We start from the raw sequence: 15,061 nt of genomic DNA, 5'->3' as shown, positions 1-15,061 counted from the left end.
ACGACTCCGTGGGGGTGTCGCCCTGGGTCGCTGCGGCCGACGGAACGGCAGGGTGCGCTGTGGGGCAGGGGGATGGCGCACCGTGCGCCGTCGGTCTGCGGCTTCGGCGGGGGAGGCGGGCCCGCGACGTCAGTCGCGCGGGCTCTTCCCATATGGCTTGGACGGCGCCGAGCGGCTGCCCCGCTCCTGCGACTCGCTCAGCTCGATGAGCTGGCCCGAGATGCGGGTGGAGCGCAGCTTGTCCCACGTGCCCGGCGGCAGGGTCGCCGGCAGCTCGACGAGGGAGTGGTCGGCGCGGATGTCGATGTGCCCGAAGTCCTGCCGCCCGAGGCCGCCCTCGTTGGCGAGGGCGCCGACGATCTGTCGCGGCTCGACCTTGTGGCGGCGTCCCACGGCGATCCGGTACGTCGCCATCGGGCCCGACGCGCCACGCCGCGGTCCACGGTCGGCCCGGTCGTTGCGGTCGTTGCGAACCGGCCGGCCGCCGCGGTCACCGCGGTCGTCACGCCGGTCACGCGGGCCGCGGTCGTCGAACGTCCGGGCGGGGCGGACCGGCTCCGGGTCGAGGAGCATCGGCTCGTCGCCCTGGAGCACGACGGCCAGGGCCGCCGCCACGTCGGCCTCTGGCACGTTGTGCTCGTTGACGTAGTGGGCGATGACGTCGCGGAAGAAGTCGACCTTGTCGGTCGAGAGCGCCTCGGTGATGGCATCGTCGAAACGGGTCAGGCGCGTCGCGTTGATGTCGTCGACCGTCGGCAGGTTCATCGGGACGAGCGACTGGCGCGTCGCCTTCTCGATGGCCTTGAGCAGGTGGCGCTCGCGGGGCGTGACGAACGAGATCGCGTCTCCGCTGCGGCCCGCGCGCCCGGTGCGGCCGATGCGGTGGACGTAGGACTCCGTGTCGGTGGGGATGTCGTAGTTGACGACGTGGCTGATGCGGTCGACGTCGAGGCCACGGGCCGCGACGTCGGTCGCGACGAGGATGTCGAGCTTGCCCGACTTCAGCTGGTCGACGGTGCGCTCGCGCTGGTTCTGCGCGATGTCGCCGTTGATGGCCATCGCCGAGAAGCCGCGCGCCCGAAGCTTCTCCGCGAGCGTCTCGGTCTCGTTCTTGGTGCGGACGAAGACGATCATCCCCTCGAAGTTCTCCACCTCGAGGATGCGGGTCAGGGCGTCGACCTTCTGCGGATAGCTCACGGTCAGGTAGCGCTGCGTGATGTTCGGTGCCGTCGACGTCGTCGACTTCACCGTGATCTCGACGGGGTCGTGGAGGTACTTCTTTGAGATGCGACGGATCTGCGCGGGCATCGTCGCCGAGAAGAGCGCCACGTGCTTGTCGTCGGGGGTGTCGGCAAGGATCGTCTCGACGTCCTCGGCGAAGCCCATCTTGAGCATCTCGTCGGCCTCGTCGAGGACGAGGAAGCGCAACTCGCTCAGGTCCAGCGTGCCCTTCTCGAGGTGGTCCATGATGCGGCCCGGTGTGCCGACGACGATGTGCACGCCACGGCGCAGCGCGCTCAGCTGCACGCCGTAGGCCTGCCCGCCGTAGACGGGCAGCACGTGAACGCCCTTGAGGTGGGCGGCATACCGCTCGAACGCCTCGCAGACCTGGAGCGCGAGCTCACGCGTCGGCGCGAGGACCAGCGCCTGCGGCTTCTTCTGCCTGAGGTCGAGCCGGCTGAGGATCGGCAGTGCGAAGGCCGCCGTCTTGCCGGTGCCCGTCTGGGCCAGGCCCACGACGTGGCGTCCGTCGAGCAGGGCCGGGATCGTCGCCTCCTGGATCGGCGACGGGAACTCGTAGCCCACGTCACGCAGCGCCTTGAGCACCTTGTCGTCGAGACCCAGGTCGGCGAACGAGATCCTGTCGGGTTCCGGCTGGACGTCCGAGGTGACCTCGGGCGCGGCCTCCGCGACCTGCGGCCCGTCCTCGGACGACTCGTTGACGGGGGACTCCACACTCAGCTCGCTCACCACTCGACGGTAGTGCGTCCGAGCGCTCGCGGAAACCAGCACGCGCAGGGCAGGCACCGCCAGCGGTGATCGGGCTCTGCTGTCAGGCACGACTCGGCGGCGCGACCTTCCTCGTCGAGGCCTTCTTGGCCGGCGCCTTCTTCGATGCGGCCTGCGTGACTGCGCCACCACCGGTGGAAGGAGTCTCCCGCTTGGGCAGCGGCGCAAGACTCACCCGTCCACCGGTCCGCGTCACCGCGAAGAGTCCGATGGCCTCCGCGAGGTCGCTGAGCTTCGCGTATCCGTAGCGACGAGAGTCGAAGTCCGGTGTCTGCTTGACCAGGAGGGAACCGACGAGCGCGAGGTCGGCCACACCGCTCTCACCCCCCGCAGCCTGCACCGCTGCCCGGAGCTGGCGCACGAGCGTCGTGTCCTGTCGGAGCTCGGCGCCAGTCCGGCGGCTGGGCGGAAGGGCCTCCGGATCCGACGGGGTGCGGAAGACGCTCACGTGGATGAACTGGTCGCAGGCGGTCACGAACGCCCGAGGGGTCTTCTCCTCGCCGAAGCCGATGACACGCTTGCCGGCCTCACGGATTCGAGACGCGAGGCGGGTGAAGTCGCTGTCGCTGGAGACGAGGCAGAACCCGTCGAAGGTCCCGGTGTGCAGGAGGTCCATCGCGTCGATGATCATCGCGCTGTCTGTGGCGTTCTTTCCCGTCGTGTAGGCGAACTGCTGCATCGGCTGGATGGAGTGCGCCAGCAGCGTGTCCTTCCACTTGCCGAGTTGCGGTGTCGTCCAGTCGCCGTAGATCCGCTTCACACTGGCCACGCCGAACGTCGACACCTCCGCCAGCAGCTGCTCGATGATGGAGGCGTCGGCGTTGTCCGCATCGATCAGGACGGCGAAGTGGGCATTGCCCTCGGCAGTCGTCATGGACCCATCCTGTCGGCGTGTCCGTGGTCGTGGTGGGTTCCGGCTTCGGTCGGTCGCCGGTCAACGGCATACGCAATGACAGGACAGGCGTTCGGGCCCCCTGCTCGCGGTGCCCTCCGTCAGTCCGACGGGAAGAGCTCGTCGGCGATGCTCCGGAGCGCCTGGGTCGACCCGGTCGCCGGGGCCTCGAGGCCACGGGTCCGCCCACCCGCCGGTGAGCTCTCGTCGCCCCCGCCGCCGGAGTCCGCCTCGGTGAGGGAGTGCACGGCTCTCGCGAGGATGTGGCCCTTGGTCTGGGCAGCTTCGGCACGCGAACGCTCTTGTGCCGCAGTGTCCTTCGCCGAGTCGGCACGGTTCTTCTCCAGCGTGGCGACCTGCTTGGCCTCGTCGGCGTGCTTCTGGGCCTCCTTGGCCTCCCCGCGGTGGACCTCTCGGCCGAAGAGCCAGCCGACGGCGGTGAATGCGAGGGCCTCCACACCGAGCAGCACGTAGACCGACCTGCTCCAGTCGGTCTCGGGCAGTGCGTCATCAGCGCGGACGAAGGCGAGCAGCACGAAGCCGATGTAGGCCGCGACGATCGCCATGGCGGCGAAGAAGAGCCAGCGCCAGCTCGCGCCGCTCCCCGAGGCACTTTCCGGAGGCGTGGGCGCCGGGGTGGTCGGAGGCGTCGGGCTCGGCTCGTCGGGCGGCTGTCCCGGGTCGGGCGCCGGGTCGGGCTTGGGCTCGGGCCTGGGCTTCGTGGGCATGTCGTCCCCCTCGTGTCGTGGCGGTCAGCCGTCGGCGTTGTCGTCGAACGACGGGCGGTCGGCCTCGCCCTGCCAGGACGTCGTCAGCGACTCACGCAGGTCGACGTCGTCGGGCGGGGCCTTGACGGGCATCGCGTCGAGGAAATGCGTCATGGCGCATCCTCATCCGGCCCGCGCAGCTGTGTGCCCATCACAACCGCCTTCCCATACGTGGCGCCCAACCAGTCAAGCACCGGGCGCAGCTCCCTTCAGGGCGAATGCCCGAAACCGCTGGGCCGTCAGGGAAGTCCGCGCTCTCCCGTGACGGTGGCGGACGGCATGCGGCCGGGTGGTTCGGTGCCCTTGTGAGACGGAGCGCACCGCGTCGCGTCTGATACAGCGGCGGACGCCTGGGGTGTCACCCGGGACCGACGGCGAGACGGCATACGCCCTCGATGCCTGACGACGGGGGCCGCCCGTGGTGGGCGGCCCCCGTCGGGGAGTGCGGGTGCTGGGATCAGGCGGAGGCGGCCACGGGCTCGTCGACCCTGGCGGCCAGCGCGTCGAGGAGCGCACCGAGCTCGGTGCGGCGCTCGTCGGTGACGTCGAGCTCACCGGCGGGGGAGACGTCCTGGGTGAAGACGAGTCCCGTCGAGCCGACGACGTCGGCCTTGACGTGGCCGAGCACCTTGGTGAGGTCGGCGGTGGCGTCGCTCGCGCCGCTCCAGCCGTAGCCGACGAGCGCGATGGGCTTGGCGTCCCACTCGGCGAAGAGGTAGTCGATGGCGTTCTTGATCGGGGCCGGGAAGCTGCGGTTGTACTGCGGCGTCACGACGACGATGGCGTCGGACTCGAAGACCTTGGAGGCCCAGTCCTTCGTGTGCGGCTTGGCGTAGTTGCCGTTGCGCGGCATGTCCTCCTCGTCGAAGAACGGCAGCGACGACAGGTCGATCAGCTCGACCTCCCACTCGCTCGCGGGCGCCTGGGCGGCGACCCACTCGGCGACCTTCGGGCCGATACGGCCGGGGCGGGTGGAGGACACGACGATACGAAGTTGCTTCACGGTTCAACCAACTATCACAGTGGGCTGGGCATTCCGTGAGGGCCCGTGCTCGGCCTGTGGCTCGGGTCACACCCAGATGGCGTATGCCGGTCCGTCCGTCCGTCCGTCCATCCGTGGGTCAGCGAGGCGGGAAGAGGCGGTCGGCGAGCGCGACGAGGTGGTCGGGAACCGCGTCCACGGCCGGTCCGGCGCTTGTCGAGCCGGCCGGAGGCAGCGAGCGCGTCCCGTCGTCGGCCGGCGACAGCTCGTCGCCGCCTTCCGCATCCCGGCCGGTAGGAGCGCCGGCGCCGCTGGGACCGGCCTGTGCCCGTGCGAGGTTCGCCACGCGTATGCCTTCGGCGAGCTCGCGGCCGCGTGACTCCGCGTCCTGCCCGCGCAGCAGGGCGGCCGTCTTCTCCTCGCGCACCTGCTCGGTGGTCGCCTGCGCCGACGTGGCGGTCTCCTGCGCCTGCTCCTTGTCCTTCTTCGCACTCTCGGCCTCGCTGCGGTGCACCTCACGGCCGAAGAGCCACCCGATGGCGGTGAACGCGATCGCCTCGACACCGTGGAGCACGAACGTCAGCCGCGTCCACGCGTCGGCGGTCAGGTCGCTGTCATCGGCCCGCACCCACGCCGCGACGGACAGCGACACGTAGACGACGGTGACGAGGGCCGCCACGACGAAGAGCGCCAGCCACGGCACGCCGTTGCCCTTGGCGGTTTGGGGGTTCTTCCCGGTGGTGTCGGTGGTGCTCATGGCGCGCTCCCCTCGCTGGAGCCCTCGTCGTAGTCGTACGAGGGCTGGTCGGCCTCACGCTGCCAGTACGTCGAAAGCGACTCCTTGAGCTCATCATCGCCAGGGCTGGTGCGCAGCGCGTCGGCGATGGTCGATCCGTAGGAGTTGGACGTGCCGGGCGGCTCGCTGTTGACGAGGTCCGCGGGTGTCGGTGGGGCCGGGTCGGGTTCGGCAGTTGGATCCGCGGACACCGCCTGGGCGGGAGGCTGGCCTTCGGCGCCGGGCTCTTCGGTGAAGGGCTCTTCGGCAACGGGATCGGCGGGTGAAGGCCCGGTCCCAAGAGGGATCGACCGCGTGCCTGTCGCTGTCTCGGCCAGGACCGACCTCGTGGTGCTCGGCAGGTCGCGTGCGGTCGCGCCGAGCGCGTCCACACCCAAGGTGTCGGCGGCCGCGATGAGCAGTGAGGGCAGTTGCGAGCCGAGCTCGGCAGCCAGCTCGCGCAGCAGTCCCGGATGCCGCGTGACCTCTTGTGTGGTGAGCGCCGTGATCTCCTTGACGAGCATCGATCGCAGTTCCGCGTCCCGCTCGGGGTCGGGCCAGGGAGGCAGCGCGGCGACGGCCTCCCGGGTCAGCGTGCGGCGCAGCCCTTCGAACCGGCGCGTCACACGCAGTGCCCCCGCGGCTGCCGTCAGCGCCTCCGCCGGCGCTCCGAAGTCGACGGCCGCATCGCGAGCGTCGAGATAGTGCCGGCGCGCGATGGCAAACCCCGAGCCAGGATCATCGGTGTCGGCGCCGTCCTCCGCCACGCGGGCGGCCAGGATGCCGAGGTGCACTGCCTCGAGGCTGAGCCCGTGGCCGGCATCGACGATGCCCTGCTCTGCCACGGCGAGGGCCTCGGCATCGTCGCCCTGAGCGGCGAGGGCTTCGACGACAAGACGGGTGATCGTCGGATCGGACGGCTCGAGCCTGCGGCCGCGCAGGATCTCCAGCGCGAGGGCCGGCTGTCCGGCGTCGAGCTGCGCCTGCGCTTGGTACGTCGCCTGCCGGACCCACGCGATCCGATCGGCCGCGGCCAGGTCCGCGGGGTCCGCGTCGACCATGAGCTTCCCGGCGAGGTAGACGCGTCCGTCCGGCGGGTACTCGGTCCACGCGTCCGACAGGAACGGCGCCGCGGAGTCCACCCAGTACCGGTCGAGGGTCGTCGACGGCTCACCGAGCATGAGTCGGTGGTAGAGGTGCTCGACCTTGTCGTCGAACTCCGGCCGTGTCGCGTAGTACGCGACGGCGCGCTCATGGATCTCGCGCACCCGGGCTGGAGCCTCCGTCTCGAGCAGCGGCAGCATCTCGCGGCGTACGTCGGCGCGGTGGACGAGCACCCCGGGCCGGGCCTCGGTGACCAGCGAGACCTCGCGGCGCAGGGTGTCGAAGAGCCGCTCGGCCTTCTTCGGCGTCAGGCGCGCCAGCCCGCACGGCTCGGCCAGGACCTCGAGGATGACATCGCTCGTGATCTTGCGGACGACGAGGCCCGGGTTGGCGAGTGGCCGCACCGAACGGTCGACGCGGTCGAGGATGCGACGGTAGAGCACACCCTGCACCTGCTCATCGCGCAGGTCGAACAGGAGCCGATTGCGCCCGCGGCTCGTCGAGAGGCTCGCCGCACCTTCCCTTCGGGTGAGGTCCGCGGCGAGGCGCAGGCTCAGCGGGTTGCCCGACACGTTCGAGGCCACCGTGTCGACGAGGTCGTCCGGCACTGCCATGCCGCGCAGCGCGTTGCGAAGCAGCGCCCGCGCCTGGGCGGGGTCGAGCCCCTCGAGCGGGACGTTGTGCGCCTTCATCCCGGCAACGGGGGCCCGCCCGGCGATGACGAAGCGCAGGGACGGCATCCGCGACTGCATGCGCCCCAGGGCGGCGCCCAGCTGGCCGAGGAACGAGCCCCGGCGGCGCTGTGCCATCTCGAAGGTGTCGAGCAGCACGAGGATCGGCGCGCCACCGGTCGTTTCGTTGACGACCTTGGCGAACTGCTCGGCGAGCACGGCCTGGTCGGCCCGGTTGCGCGCGGCGTCACGGCTCGACCGCCCGCGGGCCAAGGAGTGCTCGTGCGCCAACCTCAGCTGCGCCGTCAGCACCTCGTCGATCGCGGCCCGCACCGGAGTCAGCGGCTGGACGAGCATCGGTGCCTGGAGCGAGAGCTGTCGGCACGCCTCCGCGACGAGCGTCAGCGGGAACTGCGCGTCGAGCTCACCCCGGTCGAACGTGAGGTATGTGAAGAGCAAGGGGTCGCCGGTGCGCTCGACGTGCTCGAGCACGAAGTGCGCGAGCAGCGTCGACTTGCCCACGCCGCCAGGGCCGTGAAGCGCGAGAGGCCTCGTCGGCGGGGGCCCGTGCAGGTACGTCTGGAGCAGCTTCAGCTCGCGCTCGCGCCCGACGAAGTCGTCGGTCGACACGGCCCGTAATGGGGCGAGGACGTTGGCGAGGTCGAGCTCGCACCCCACGTCGTGCTCGCTCGGCAGGGAGATCCCCATCCCGGAGAGCCAGTCCAGGGCCCGGAGTGTGCCGGCCAGCTCAGTGGGCGAGAGACCGCGCAGCGCGGTCGAGCCCTCGAGCAGGCGGTGAGCCATGCGGTGAGCGACGTCGTCGCGAGCCGGCTTGACGGCATACGGGCTCGACAGGAGGGCGAGCGCCCCTGTTCGCCCCAAGGACTCAAGCGTCATCCGTCGCACGTCGAGGCGCAGCTGCCACGCCGACCCGCGTCGGGTGGCCACCACGTCGCAGTCCTCACGGACGAACGCGTCGAGCTCGTCGTGGTTGGCGCCATGGCTGGTCCGGATCGGTGCGTTCGAGCCGGACGGGAGGTCGTCGGGGTGAAACATGCCCCGCACCGCGCGCACGGCCGAGTCCCACAGGGAGCTCGTAGGCGCCCTCTGGGTCGGGGGCGGAGAGGCCTCGCGGCCGTCGCCGTCGAGGTCCTCGAGAGAGAAGTAGTCGAGCAGGCACACGTGCTCACGCCAGTGCCGGCGCTGTGGGCTGAGCGGCCGAACGACATCCGGTGTCTCTGTCGCCGCCGCCTCATGGGCTGCCTGCGCCTCGCGTGACTCGAGGGCGTCCAGCCGTGCCGCCATGTCCTCGGCGGTGATGATCGGCGGTTGCCTGCGCTCGGCTTCGTCGCTGGTCACGGCTCGTCCCGGAAGAGCGTCAGCGCGCGCTGTCGGGCCAGGGGGCCGAGCCGGCTGATCGGGGTCGTGGCGAGAGGCCCGTGCCTCGCGTCGAAACGGTCGACGAGCTGATCGAGAGCCGCGTCTGCAGGCTGAGTTCCCTGCAGTGCCAAGGCTGCCCGCGCGAAGAACTCCTTGACCTCATCGCGCGTCGGGGCGGCCAGCGCCTCGCACAGTGCCGCTGCGGTCAGCGCCGGGTTGCCGTTGTAGCCGAGCACGATGACATGCACCGGGCCGAGCTCACCGTTGGCGGCGGCCTGGGCGAGCTCGTTGACGAGCTGGATCGCGCCGGCTGTGGCGGTCTTCGGCGTGAAGCCGTCGAGCACGAGCCAGATCGGACGGGTCGACTCCTCGAGCTCCCCGCTCAGCCACGTGCGCATCCGGCTCACGACAGCCTCGGGCTGGGCCGTCGGGTCGAATGTCGGTGGCTCCTTGCCGAGCAGGGCGTCGGCAACGAGCGTGGCCAGCTCGCGTTCGTCGACAGGCAGGCCGGCGCGCAGCGACATGTCGATCGGGCGCAGCTGCATCGAGCCGCCGTTCTCCTTGAGGTACCGAAGGAACTGGCGCGTCCACGTCTTGCCGGAGCCCTCGTTGCCGATGACGAGCAGCGAGCGGTGCGGGGCCGGGGGCACCATGAGCTTGAGGCTCTCCCGGAGGGAGTCACGACCGATGAACGGCATGTCCTTCCACAGCAGGCCCTCGTCGTAGACGTCGGCAGCCACGGCGTTGACGGCTGCGGCCACGGCGGCGACCGCTGCTGCGGCGGTGGGCCCAGTGCCGGGTGGGGGTGCCTCCGCGGGGATGACGTCCTCGGGCTCTGCGAGGAGCTCGAGCATGAGCGCCTGCGCCTCCGGGTCGGCGCTGTTCGGGTCGGCCTGGATGGCTGCGATGAGCTTGCGCAGCAGCCGCTGCTTGCCCGCCGCGCGGAGCACGTCGAGCCACAGCGGGTCGATGGGGCCACCGACGTCGATCATGCCCGTGGCCACGCCGGCGGTCTGGGTGAAGACCTTGACCGAGTCGGGGCTGTCGAAGGTCACCCGGACGAAGTCGTAGAGCGCCTTCGCGTTCGGGTTGGTGACGTGGAACTCGCCGTCTAGCTGACCCATGGCGTGCCCACCCCCTCCGCCTCGAGACCGGCCACCACCCGGTCGACCCGCCGACCCTGGTTGTAGTACTCGGTGCGACCGGCTCGGGTCGTGCTGACCCAGCGGTGGTGCAGGCCGACGACCCGCCATGACTCGTCGAAGACGGGTGAGCCCGAGGAGCCCCCGGCGGTGTCGGTGCGGTACTGCAGCACGTCGTCCGTGACCGCGGTGACGACGTTGTGCGCCATGCCGATCTTCTTCACCTCACCGTTGGGGTGCTGCACGATGTAGACCCGGTCGAGCACGTCGGGCAGGGGACCCGTTGGGGGCAGGGGGCGTGCGTCGTCGGGGAGCGCGTCGCTCGCGCGTACCACAGCCCAGTCGTGGTCGGCCCGCCCGACGATCGACGCGGGGTCGCACGGCACGACGGTGTGGACGCGCTCGCCGCCGTCGAAGGACTCCTCGTAGCCGAACCACGCCTCGACCGACGAGGCAGGCGCCCCCTTGGCATAGAGGACGTGGTGGTTCGTCAGCAGCATGCCCTTGCCGATGTGGAAGCCAGTGCCGTGGAAACGCCTGCCGCCGTGGACGACGACGAGCTTGCACACCGAGGCTGCCACCTCGAGGCCACGCTCGAGGAACGAGATGTCGAGCAGCGTCGACTCGCTCTCGATGACCCGCTCGAGTCCGCTCTCGTCGGCCGGGTCGACCTTCCAGGCGAGCGCGTCGGAGCCGGCCGCATCGCTCGTGTCGGTCGAGTCGGTCGGTGTGTCGGCGACCAACGAGTCGAGCAGCGGCCGGATCGCCGCGGCGTTCGGGTCGCGCGCAGCCGTCGAGAGCAGCACGCGCAGCTTGTCCTGCTTGCGGGCGACGGCCAGGGCGTCGGTCCAGACGTAGTCCACTGCCCGGGCCAGGTTGATGCTGCCGGTGCGGACGCCCGCCTGACGGAGCAGGTCCTTCAGGGCGTCGGGGCTGTCGAATGCGTTGATCAGCGCCGTTCGCACGTCCTGGACGTCGGACTGCGAGAAGTCGAGGGGATAGGTGTCGAGGGGGTGCGTCATCAGAGCCCTCCGAGGTCGGTCGGAGCACCCCGCGCTCCAGGTCCCCGTCGCGGGGTCACCGTCAGTCATTCCAGTGAAGCACCACGGCGTCGGCGGCACGTCCCGTTTGCGACAACGCGGGACATGCGCCGCGCAACCGGTGCGGGTCGGCCCACGCCGGGCCATACCGGACAGAGGTTGCGCGTCGCGTCCGTGATACGTCGTACGCGTCCGTTCCGGAGGTGATCACGACACCCGCGCGCTGGGGAAGGCGAGGCCGGACGCATGCGCTGCGGGCGTACTGGACCGCCGACGCACAGCGCCCGCCTCACCACGAAGGTGAGGCGGGCGGCATACGTGCTCGGAGCTGTGAGGGGACGTCAGCCCTTCGTCATGCCCGTCTTGATGAGGTCCATGACCGAGCTGTCGGCGAGGGTCGTCACGTCGCCGACCTCGCGGCCCTCGGCCACGTCGCGCAGCAGGCGGCGCATGATCTTGCCGGAGCGGGTCTTGGGCAGCTCGCTGACGATCATGATCGAGCGCGGCTTCGCGATCGGCCCGATCTCCTTGGCCACGTGGTTGCGCAGCTCCTGGACGAGGTCCTTGCCCTCACCGACCTCGTCGGCCTCCTCGACGAACTCCTGGCGCAGGATGACGAACGCGCACACGGCCTGGCCGGTCGTCTCGTCGTTGGCGCCGACGACCGCGGCCTCGGCGACCTTCGGGTGCGACACGAGCGCCGACTCGATCTCGGCCGTCGACAGGCGGTGGCCCGAGACGTTCATGACGTCGTCGACGCGGCCGAGCAGCCAGATGTTGCCGTCGGCGTCGTACTTCGCGCCGTCGCCGGCGAAGTAGTACTTCTCGCCGAACCGCGACCAGTAGGTCTCCTTGTAGCGCTCCGGGTCGCCCCAGATGCCGCGCAGCATCGACGGCCACGGCTTCGTCAGCACGAGGTAGCCGACCTGCTCCGCGGTGGTGAAGGGCTTGCCCTCGTCGTCGAGGATCTCGGCGCTGATGCCGGGGATCGGCTTCTGAGCCGATCCGGGCTCGAGCGTCGTGACGCCGGGCAGCGGGCTGATCATGATCGCGCCCGTCTCGGTCTGCCACCACGTGTCGACGACCGGGGCGCGGCCGCCGCCGATGTGCTTGTGGTACCAGAGCCACGCCTCGGGGTTGATCGGCTCGCCGACCGAGCCGAGCAGGCGCAGCGAGCTCATGTCGAACTTCGCCGGGATGTCGGCGCCCCACTTCATGAAGGTGCGCACCGCGGTCGGGGCGGTGTAGAGGATCGTCACCTTGTAGTCCTGCACGATCTCCCACCAGCGACCCTGGTGCGGGGTGTCGGGCGTGCCTTCGTACATCACCTGCGTGACGCCGTTGGTGAGCGGCCCGTAGACGATGTAGGAGTGGCCGGTGACCCAGCCGATGTCGGCGGTGCACCAGTAGACGTCGGTGTCGCGGTGGACGTCGTGGACGACGGCGTTGGTGTAGGCCGCCTGGGTCAGGTAGCCGCCGGTCGTGTGGAAGATGCCCTTCGGCTTCCCGGTCGTGCCCGAGGTGTAGAGGATGAAGAGCGGGTGCTCGGCCTCGAAGGGCTGTGCCTCGTGCGTCGGGGCGGCCTTCTCGAGAGCCTCGTGCCACCAGACGTCGCGGTCGTTCCACGCGATGTCCTGGCCGGTGCGCCTGACCACGAGCACGTGCTCGACCGACGTGTCGCCGTGGTCGAGGGCGGCGTCGACGGCCGGCTTGAGGGCCGATGGCGCGCCACGGCGGTAGCCACCGTCGGACGTGATGACGACCTTGGCCTTGGCGTCGTCGATGCGCGAGTGGAGCGCCTCGGCGGAGAAGCCGCCGAAGACGACCGAGTGCGGCGCGCCGAGGCGGGCGCAGGCGAGCATCGCGACCGCGGCCTCGGGGATCATCGGCAGGTAGATCGCGACCGTGTCGCCCTTGCCGACACCGAGGTCGGCGAGGGCGTTGGCCGCGCGCTGCACCTCGGCGTACAGGTCGCCGTAGGTGATGTCGCGGGTGTCGCCCGCGGGCTCACCGACGAAGTGGATCGCGACCTTGTCGCCGCGGCCGGCCTCGACGTGGCGGTCGACGGCGTTGACGCACGCGTTGAGCTCGCCGTCGGCGAACCACTTCGCGAAAGGTGGGTTGCTCCAGTCGAGCGACTGCGTGAACGGCGTGCTCCACGTCAGGTAGGTGCGCGCCTGCTCGGCCCAGAAGCCGTCGTGGTCGTCGGCCGCCTGGTCGTAGAGGTCGGCCGTGCCGTTCGCCTGCGCGGCGAACTCGGGCGGCGGTGGGAAGGTCAGTCCCTCATGGACGAGGTTCTCGAGCGGCTCTTCGCTCACGGTGTCACCCTTTCGCATCGACGATGGTGCGGTCGCGCCGCCCGCGCACGTGTCGGCGGGGCGTCGTGGTTGATGCACAACTCAAACGCAGGCTAGTTCGCGCATCAAGGGGCGAGTGAGGCGGGTCTCATCGCTACCGGCGAGTAGCCCGCCGAGCGGTCCCGCTCCGAGGACGAGCGGTCGGAACCCGTGGGCACCCGACGCGAGCGGACGGCATATGCCATCTCACCCCAACGCTTCACCTGAGGTTCTCCGATTGGTGGGCCGGGCCGGCTGCGGAGTGACGAATGTGGACGACATGGACACGACTCACCAGCTCCCCTCTCGCCGAACCCTGCTCCGCGGTGGCCTCGCAACCGGGACCGTCGCCCTCGCCGGAGCGGGCGTCGTCGTCGACAGCCGCCCGAGCGCGGCCGCCGTCGTCCCCGCCGCCAACCCCTTCACCCTCGGCGTCGCGAGCGGCGACCCCGAGCCCGACGGCTTCGTCATCTGGACCCGCCTCGCCCTCGAGCCGCTCGCCGCCGACGGGCTGGGCGGTATGCCGTCCGCCACCTACCAGCTGAACTGGCAGGTCGCGTCGGACGAGCGCTTCGCCGACGTCGTCAAGGCGGGATCCGTTGAGGCACAACCCGGTTGGGCCCACTCGGTGCACGTCGAGGTGCATGGCCTGCAGCCCGGACGCGAGTACTTCTACCGCTTCCGTCTCGGCAGGCACCTCTCCGAGCCCGGTCGCGCGGTCACGTCGCCGAACGCCTGGGAGACGCCGTCGGCGCTCGCCATGGCGTTCGTGTCGTGCTCCAACCTCCCCGCCGGCTGGTTCACGGCCTACGGACGACTCGCGGAAGAGCGGCCCGACGTGATCCTGCACCTCGGCGACTACCAGTACGAGGGTGGCGGCAACGGCATCGGCCGCAACCACGCCGGCCCCGAGACGACGACGCTCGCCGGCTACCGCCAGCGCTACGCGCAGTACAAGACCGACGTCGACCTGCAGGCCGCGCACGCCGCCGCGCCGTGGGTCGCCGTCTGGGACGACCACGAGGTCGACAACAACTACGCGGGCGACATCCCCGAGAAGGTCGCCGAGACGCCGACCTTCCTCCAGCGCCGGGCCGCCGCCTACCGCGCGTACTACGAGAACATGCCGCTCCGGCGCTCGTCCGTGCCGGACGGCCTGAACCTCGACCTCTACCGTCGCGTCCGGTGGGGCCGGCTCGCGAGCTTCCACATGCTCGACACGCGCCAGTACCGCTCCGACCAGGCCTGCGGCGACGGCTACAAGGACTGCCCCGCCGCCGACGACCCGACGCGATCGCTGCCCGGGATGGCGCAGGAGCAGTGGCTGCTCGACGGGTTCCGCCAGTCGGAGGCTCGGTGGGACCTGCTCGGCCAGCAGGTGTTCTTCGGCCAGCGCGACAACAACCCGACCGCTGCCACGACCGTGTCGATGGACGCCTGGGACGGCTACCGCGCGTCCCGGCGACGCGTCACCCAGGGCTGGGTCGACGCGGGCGTGCGCAACCCCGTCGTGCTGACCGGCGACGTCCACGCCCACTGGGCCTCGGACCTCTACCTCGACTACGCGAACCCCACGGATCCGGTCGGCTCGGAGCTCATCACCAGCTGGATCACGTCGGGCGGCAACGGCTACGACAGCCCGACCGGCCAGCACCCGTGGGCCGCGTGGAACCCGAACCTGCGCTTCTGGACCAACCTGCGCGGCTACGTCTCGACGACGGTCACGCCGACCGAGCTCACCGCGCGGTTCCGGTGCGTCCCGGTGGTGACGACGCCCGGTGCCGAGGCGTTCACGCGGGCCGAGTTCGTCATCGACGACGGGGTGCGCGGGCTGCGCCAGACCGCCGACAACCCGCTGCCGACGACGCTGCGCCGGTCGACCCCGAGCGACGAGCAGATCGTCGCCGACACGATCCGCGAGGAGACCCACGGCTCCGCCTGACCGCGCACCGCCATGCCCAA

11 protein-coding genes are annotated in these 15,061 nt (G+C 70.7%); 1 reads left to right on the top strand and 10 read right to left on the bottom strand.

Annotation, left to right across the window (positions count from 1 at the left end):
- Window positions 1-129: 129 nt before the first annotated feature.
- The 10 genes from ASD90_RS19845 to acs all read right to left on the bottom strand — a co-directional run bounded on the left by ASD90_RS19845 (window position 130) and on the right by acs (window position 13,099).
- A complete protein-coding gene (locus tag ASD90_RS19845) occupies window positions 130-1,860 on the bottom strand; it encodes a DEAD/DEAH box helicase (protein WP_056760325.1) in 1,731 nt (576 codons plus the stop codon).
- A 193-nt stretch (window positions 1,861-2,053) separates the two neighbouring features.
- A complete protein-coding gene (locus ASD90_RS19840; protein WP_082588886.1) occupies window positions 2,054-2,884 on the bottom strand; it encodes an NYN domain-containing protein in 831 nt (276 codons plus the stop codon).
- Between the two features lie 119 nt (window positions 2,885-3,003).
- Window positions 3,004-3,630, bottom strand: a complete 627-nt coding sequence (locus tag ASD90_RS19835) for a hypothetical protein (protein ID WP_056760192.1) — start codon at window positions 3,628-3,630, stop codon at window positions 3,004-3,006.
- Between the two features lie 24 nt (window positions 3,631-3,654).
- Complete coding sequence (locus tag ASD90_RS24565) at window positions 3,655-3,783, bottom strand: hypothetical protein (RefSeq protein WP_255358591.1); 129 nt, start codon at window positions 3,781-3,783, stop codon at window positions 3,655-3,657.
- 343 nt (window positions 3,784-4,126) lie between these two features.
- The gene (locus ASD90_RS19830) at window positions 4,127-4,672 is read right to left on the bottom strand and encodes an NADPH-dependent FMN reductase (protein WP_235506816.1); all 546 of its coding nucleotides are present in this window, start codon (window positions 4,670-4,672) and stop codon (window positions 4,127-4,129) included.
- Window positions 4,673-4,790: 118 nt separating this feature from the next.
- Window positions 4,791-5,408, bottom strand: a complete 618-nt coding sequence (locus ASD90_RS19825; protein ID WP_056760188.1) for a hypothetical protein — start codon at window positions 5,406-5,408, stop codon at window positions 4,791-4,793.
- Complete coding sequence (locus tag ASD90_RS19820; protein WP_056760186.1) at window positions 5,405-8,560, bottom strand: ATP-binding protein; 3,156 nt, start codon at window positions 8,558-8,560, stop codon at window positions 5,405-5,407. Before ASD90_RS19820 ends, ASD90_RS19825 begins: the two co-directional genes overlap by 4 nt.
- The gene (locus ASD90_RS19815; protein ID WP_056760184.1) at window positions 8,557-9,705 is read right to left on the bottom strand and encodes a hypothetical protein; all 1,149 of its coding nucleotides are present in this window, start codon (window positions 9,703-9,705) and stop codon (window positions 8,557-8,559) included. The genes ASD90_RS19820 and ASD90_RS19815 overlap by 4 nt, the downstream gene beginning before the upstream one ends.
- Window positions 9,693-10,745 carry a trypsin-like peptidase domain-containing protein gene (locus ASD90_RS19810; RefSeq protein ID WP_056760182.1) on the bottom strand — a complete coding sequence of 351 codons (1,053 nt, stop codon included), beginning with the start codon at window positions 10,743-10,745 and terminating at the stop codon, window positions 9,693-9,695. The genes ASD90_RS19815 and ASD90_RS19810 overlap by 13 nt, the downstream gene beginning before the upstream one ends.
- Before the next feature lie 359 nt (window positions 10,746-11,104).
- Window positions 11,105-13,099 (bottom strand): acetate--CoA ligase, encoded by a 1,995-nt coding sequence (acs, locus tag ASD90_RS19805; RefSeq protein WP_082588884.1) that lies wholly within the window; start codon window positions 13,097-13,099, stop codon window positions 11,105-11,107.
- 280 nt (window positions 13,100-13,379) lie between these two features.
- Here acs and ASD90_RS19800 point away from each other — a divergent pair, with 280 nt between their 5' ends.
- Complete coding sequence (locus ASD90_RS19800; protein ID WP_056760321.1) at window positions 13,380-15,041, top strand: alkaline phosphatase; 1,662 nt, start codon at window positions 13,380-13,382, stop codon at window positions 15,039-15,041.
- Window positions 15,042-15,061 lie beyond the last annotated feature (20 nt).

It is taken from the genome of Terrabacter sp. Root181 (genome assembly GCF_001428505.1).
In the GTDB taxonomy this organism is placed as follows: Bacteria; Actinomycetota; Actinomycetes; order Actinomycetales; family Dermatophilaceae; genus Terrabacter.
Note: the sequence above shows the minus strand (reverse complement) of the source record. Positions and strands in the feature narration are given on the sequence as shown.

Excerpts from the sequence above, each read along its gene's own strand:
- ASD90_RS19840 (WP_082588886.1), bottom strand. The coding sequence starts at position 2,884 with ATGACGACTGCCGAGGGCAATGCCCACTTCGCCGTCCTGATCGATGCG.
- ASD90_RS19835 (WP_056760192.1), bottom strand. The coding sequence starts at position 3,630 with ATGCCCACGAAGCCCAGGCCCGAGCCCAAGCCCGACCCGGCGCCCGAC.
- ASD90_RS24565 (WP_255358591.1), bottom strand. The coding sequence starts at position 3,783 with ATGACGCATTTCCTCGACGCGATGCCCGTCAAGGCCCCGCCCGACGAC.
- ASD90_RS19825 (WP_056760188.1), bottom strand. The coding sequence starts at position 5,408 with ATGAGCACCACCGACACCACCGGGAAGAACCCCCAAACCGCCAAGGGC.
- ASD90_RS19815 (WP_056760184.1), bottom strand. The coding sequence starts at position 9,705 with ATGGGTCAGCTAGACGGCGAGTTCCACGTCACCAACCCGAACGCGAAG.
- ASD90_RS19810 (WP_056760182.1), bottom strand. The coding sequence starts at position 10,745 with ATGACGCACCCCCTCGACACCTATCCCCTCGACTTCTCGCAGTCCGAC.
- acs (WP_082588884.1), bottom strand. The coding sequence starts at position 13,099 with ATGCGAAAGGGTGACACCGTGAGCGAAGAGCCGCTCGAGAACCTCGTC.
- ASD90_RS19800 (WP_056760321.1), top strand. The coding sequence starts at position 13,380 with ATGGACACGACTCACCAGCTCCCCTCTCGCCGAACCCTGCTCCGCGGT.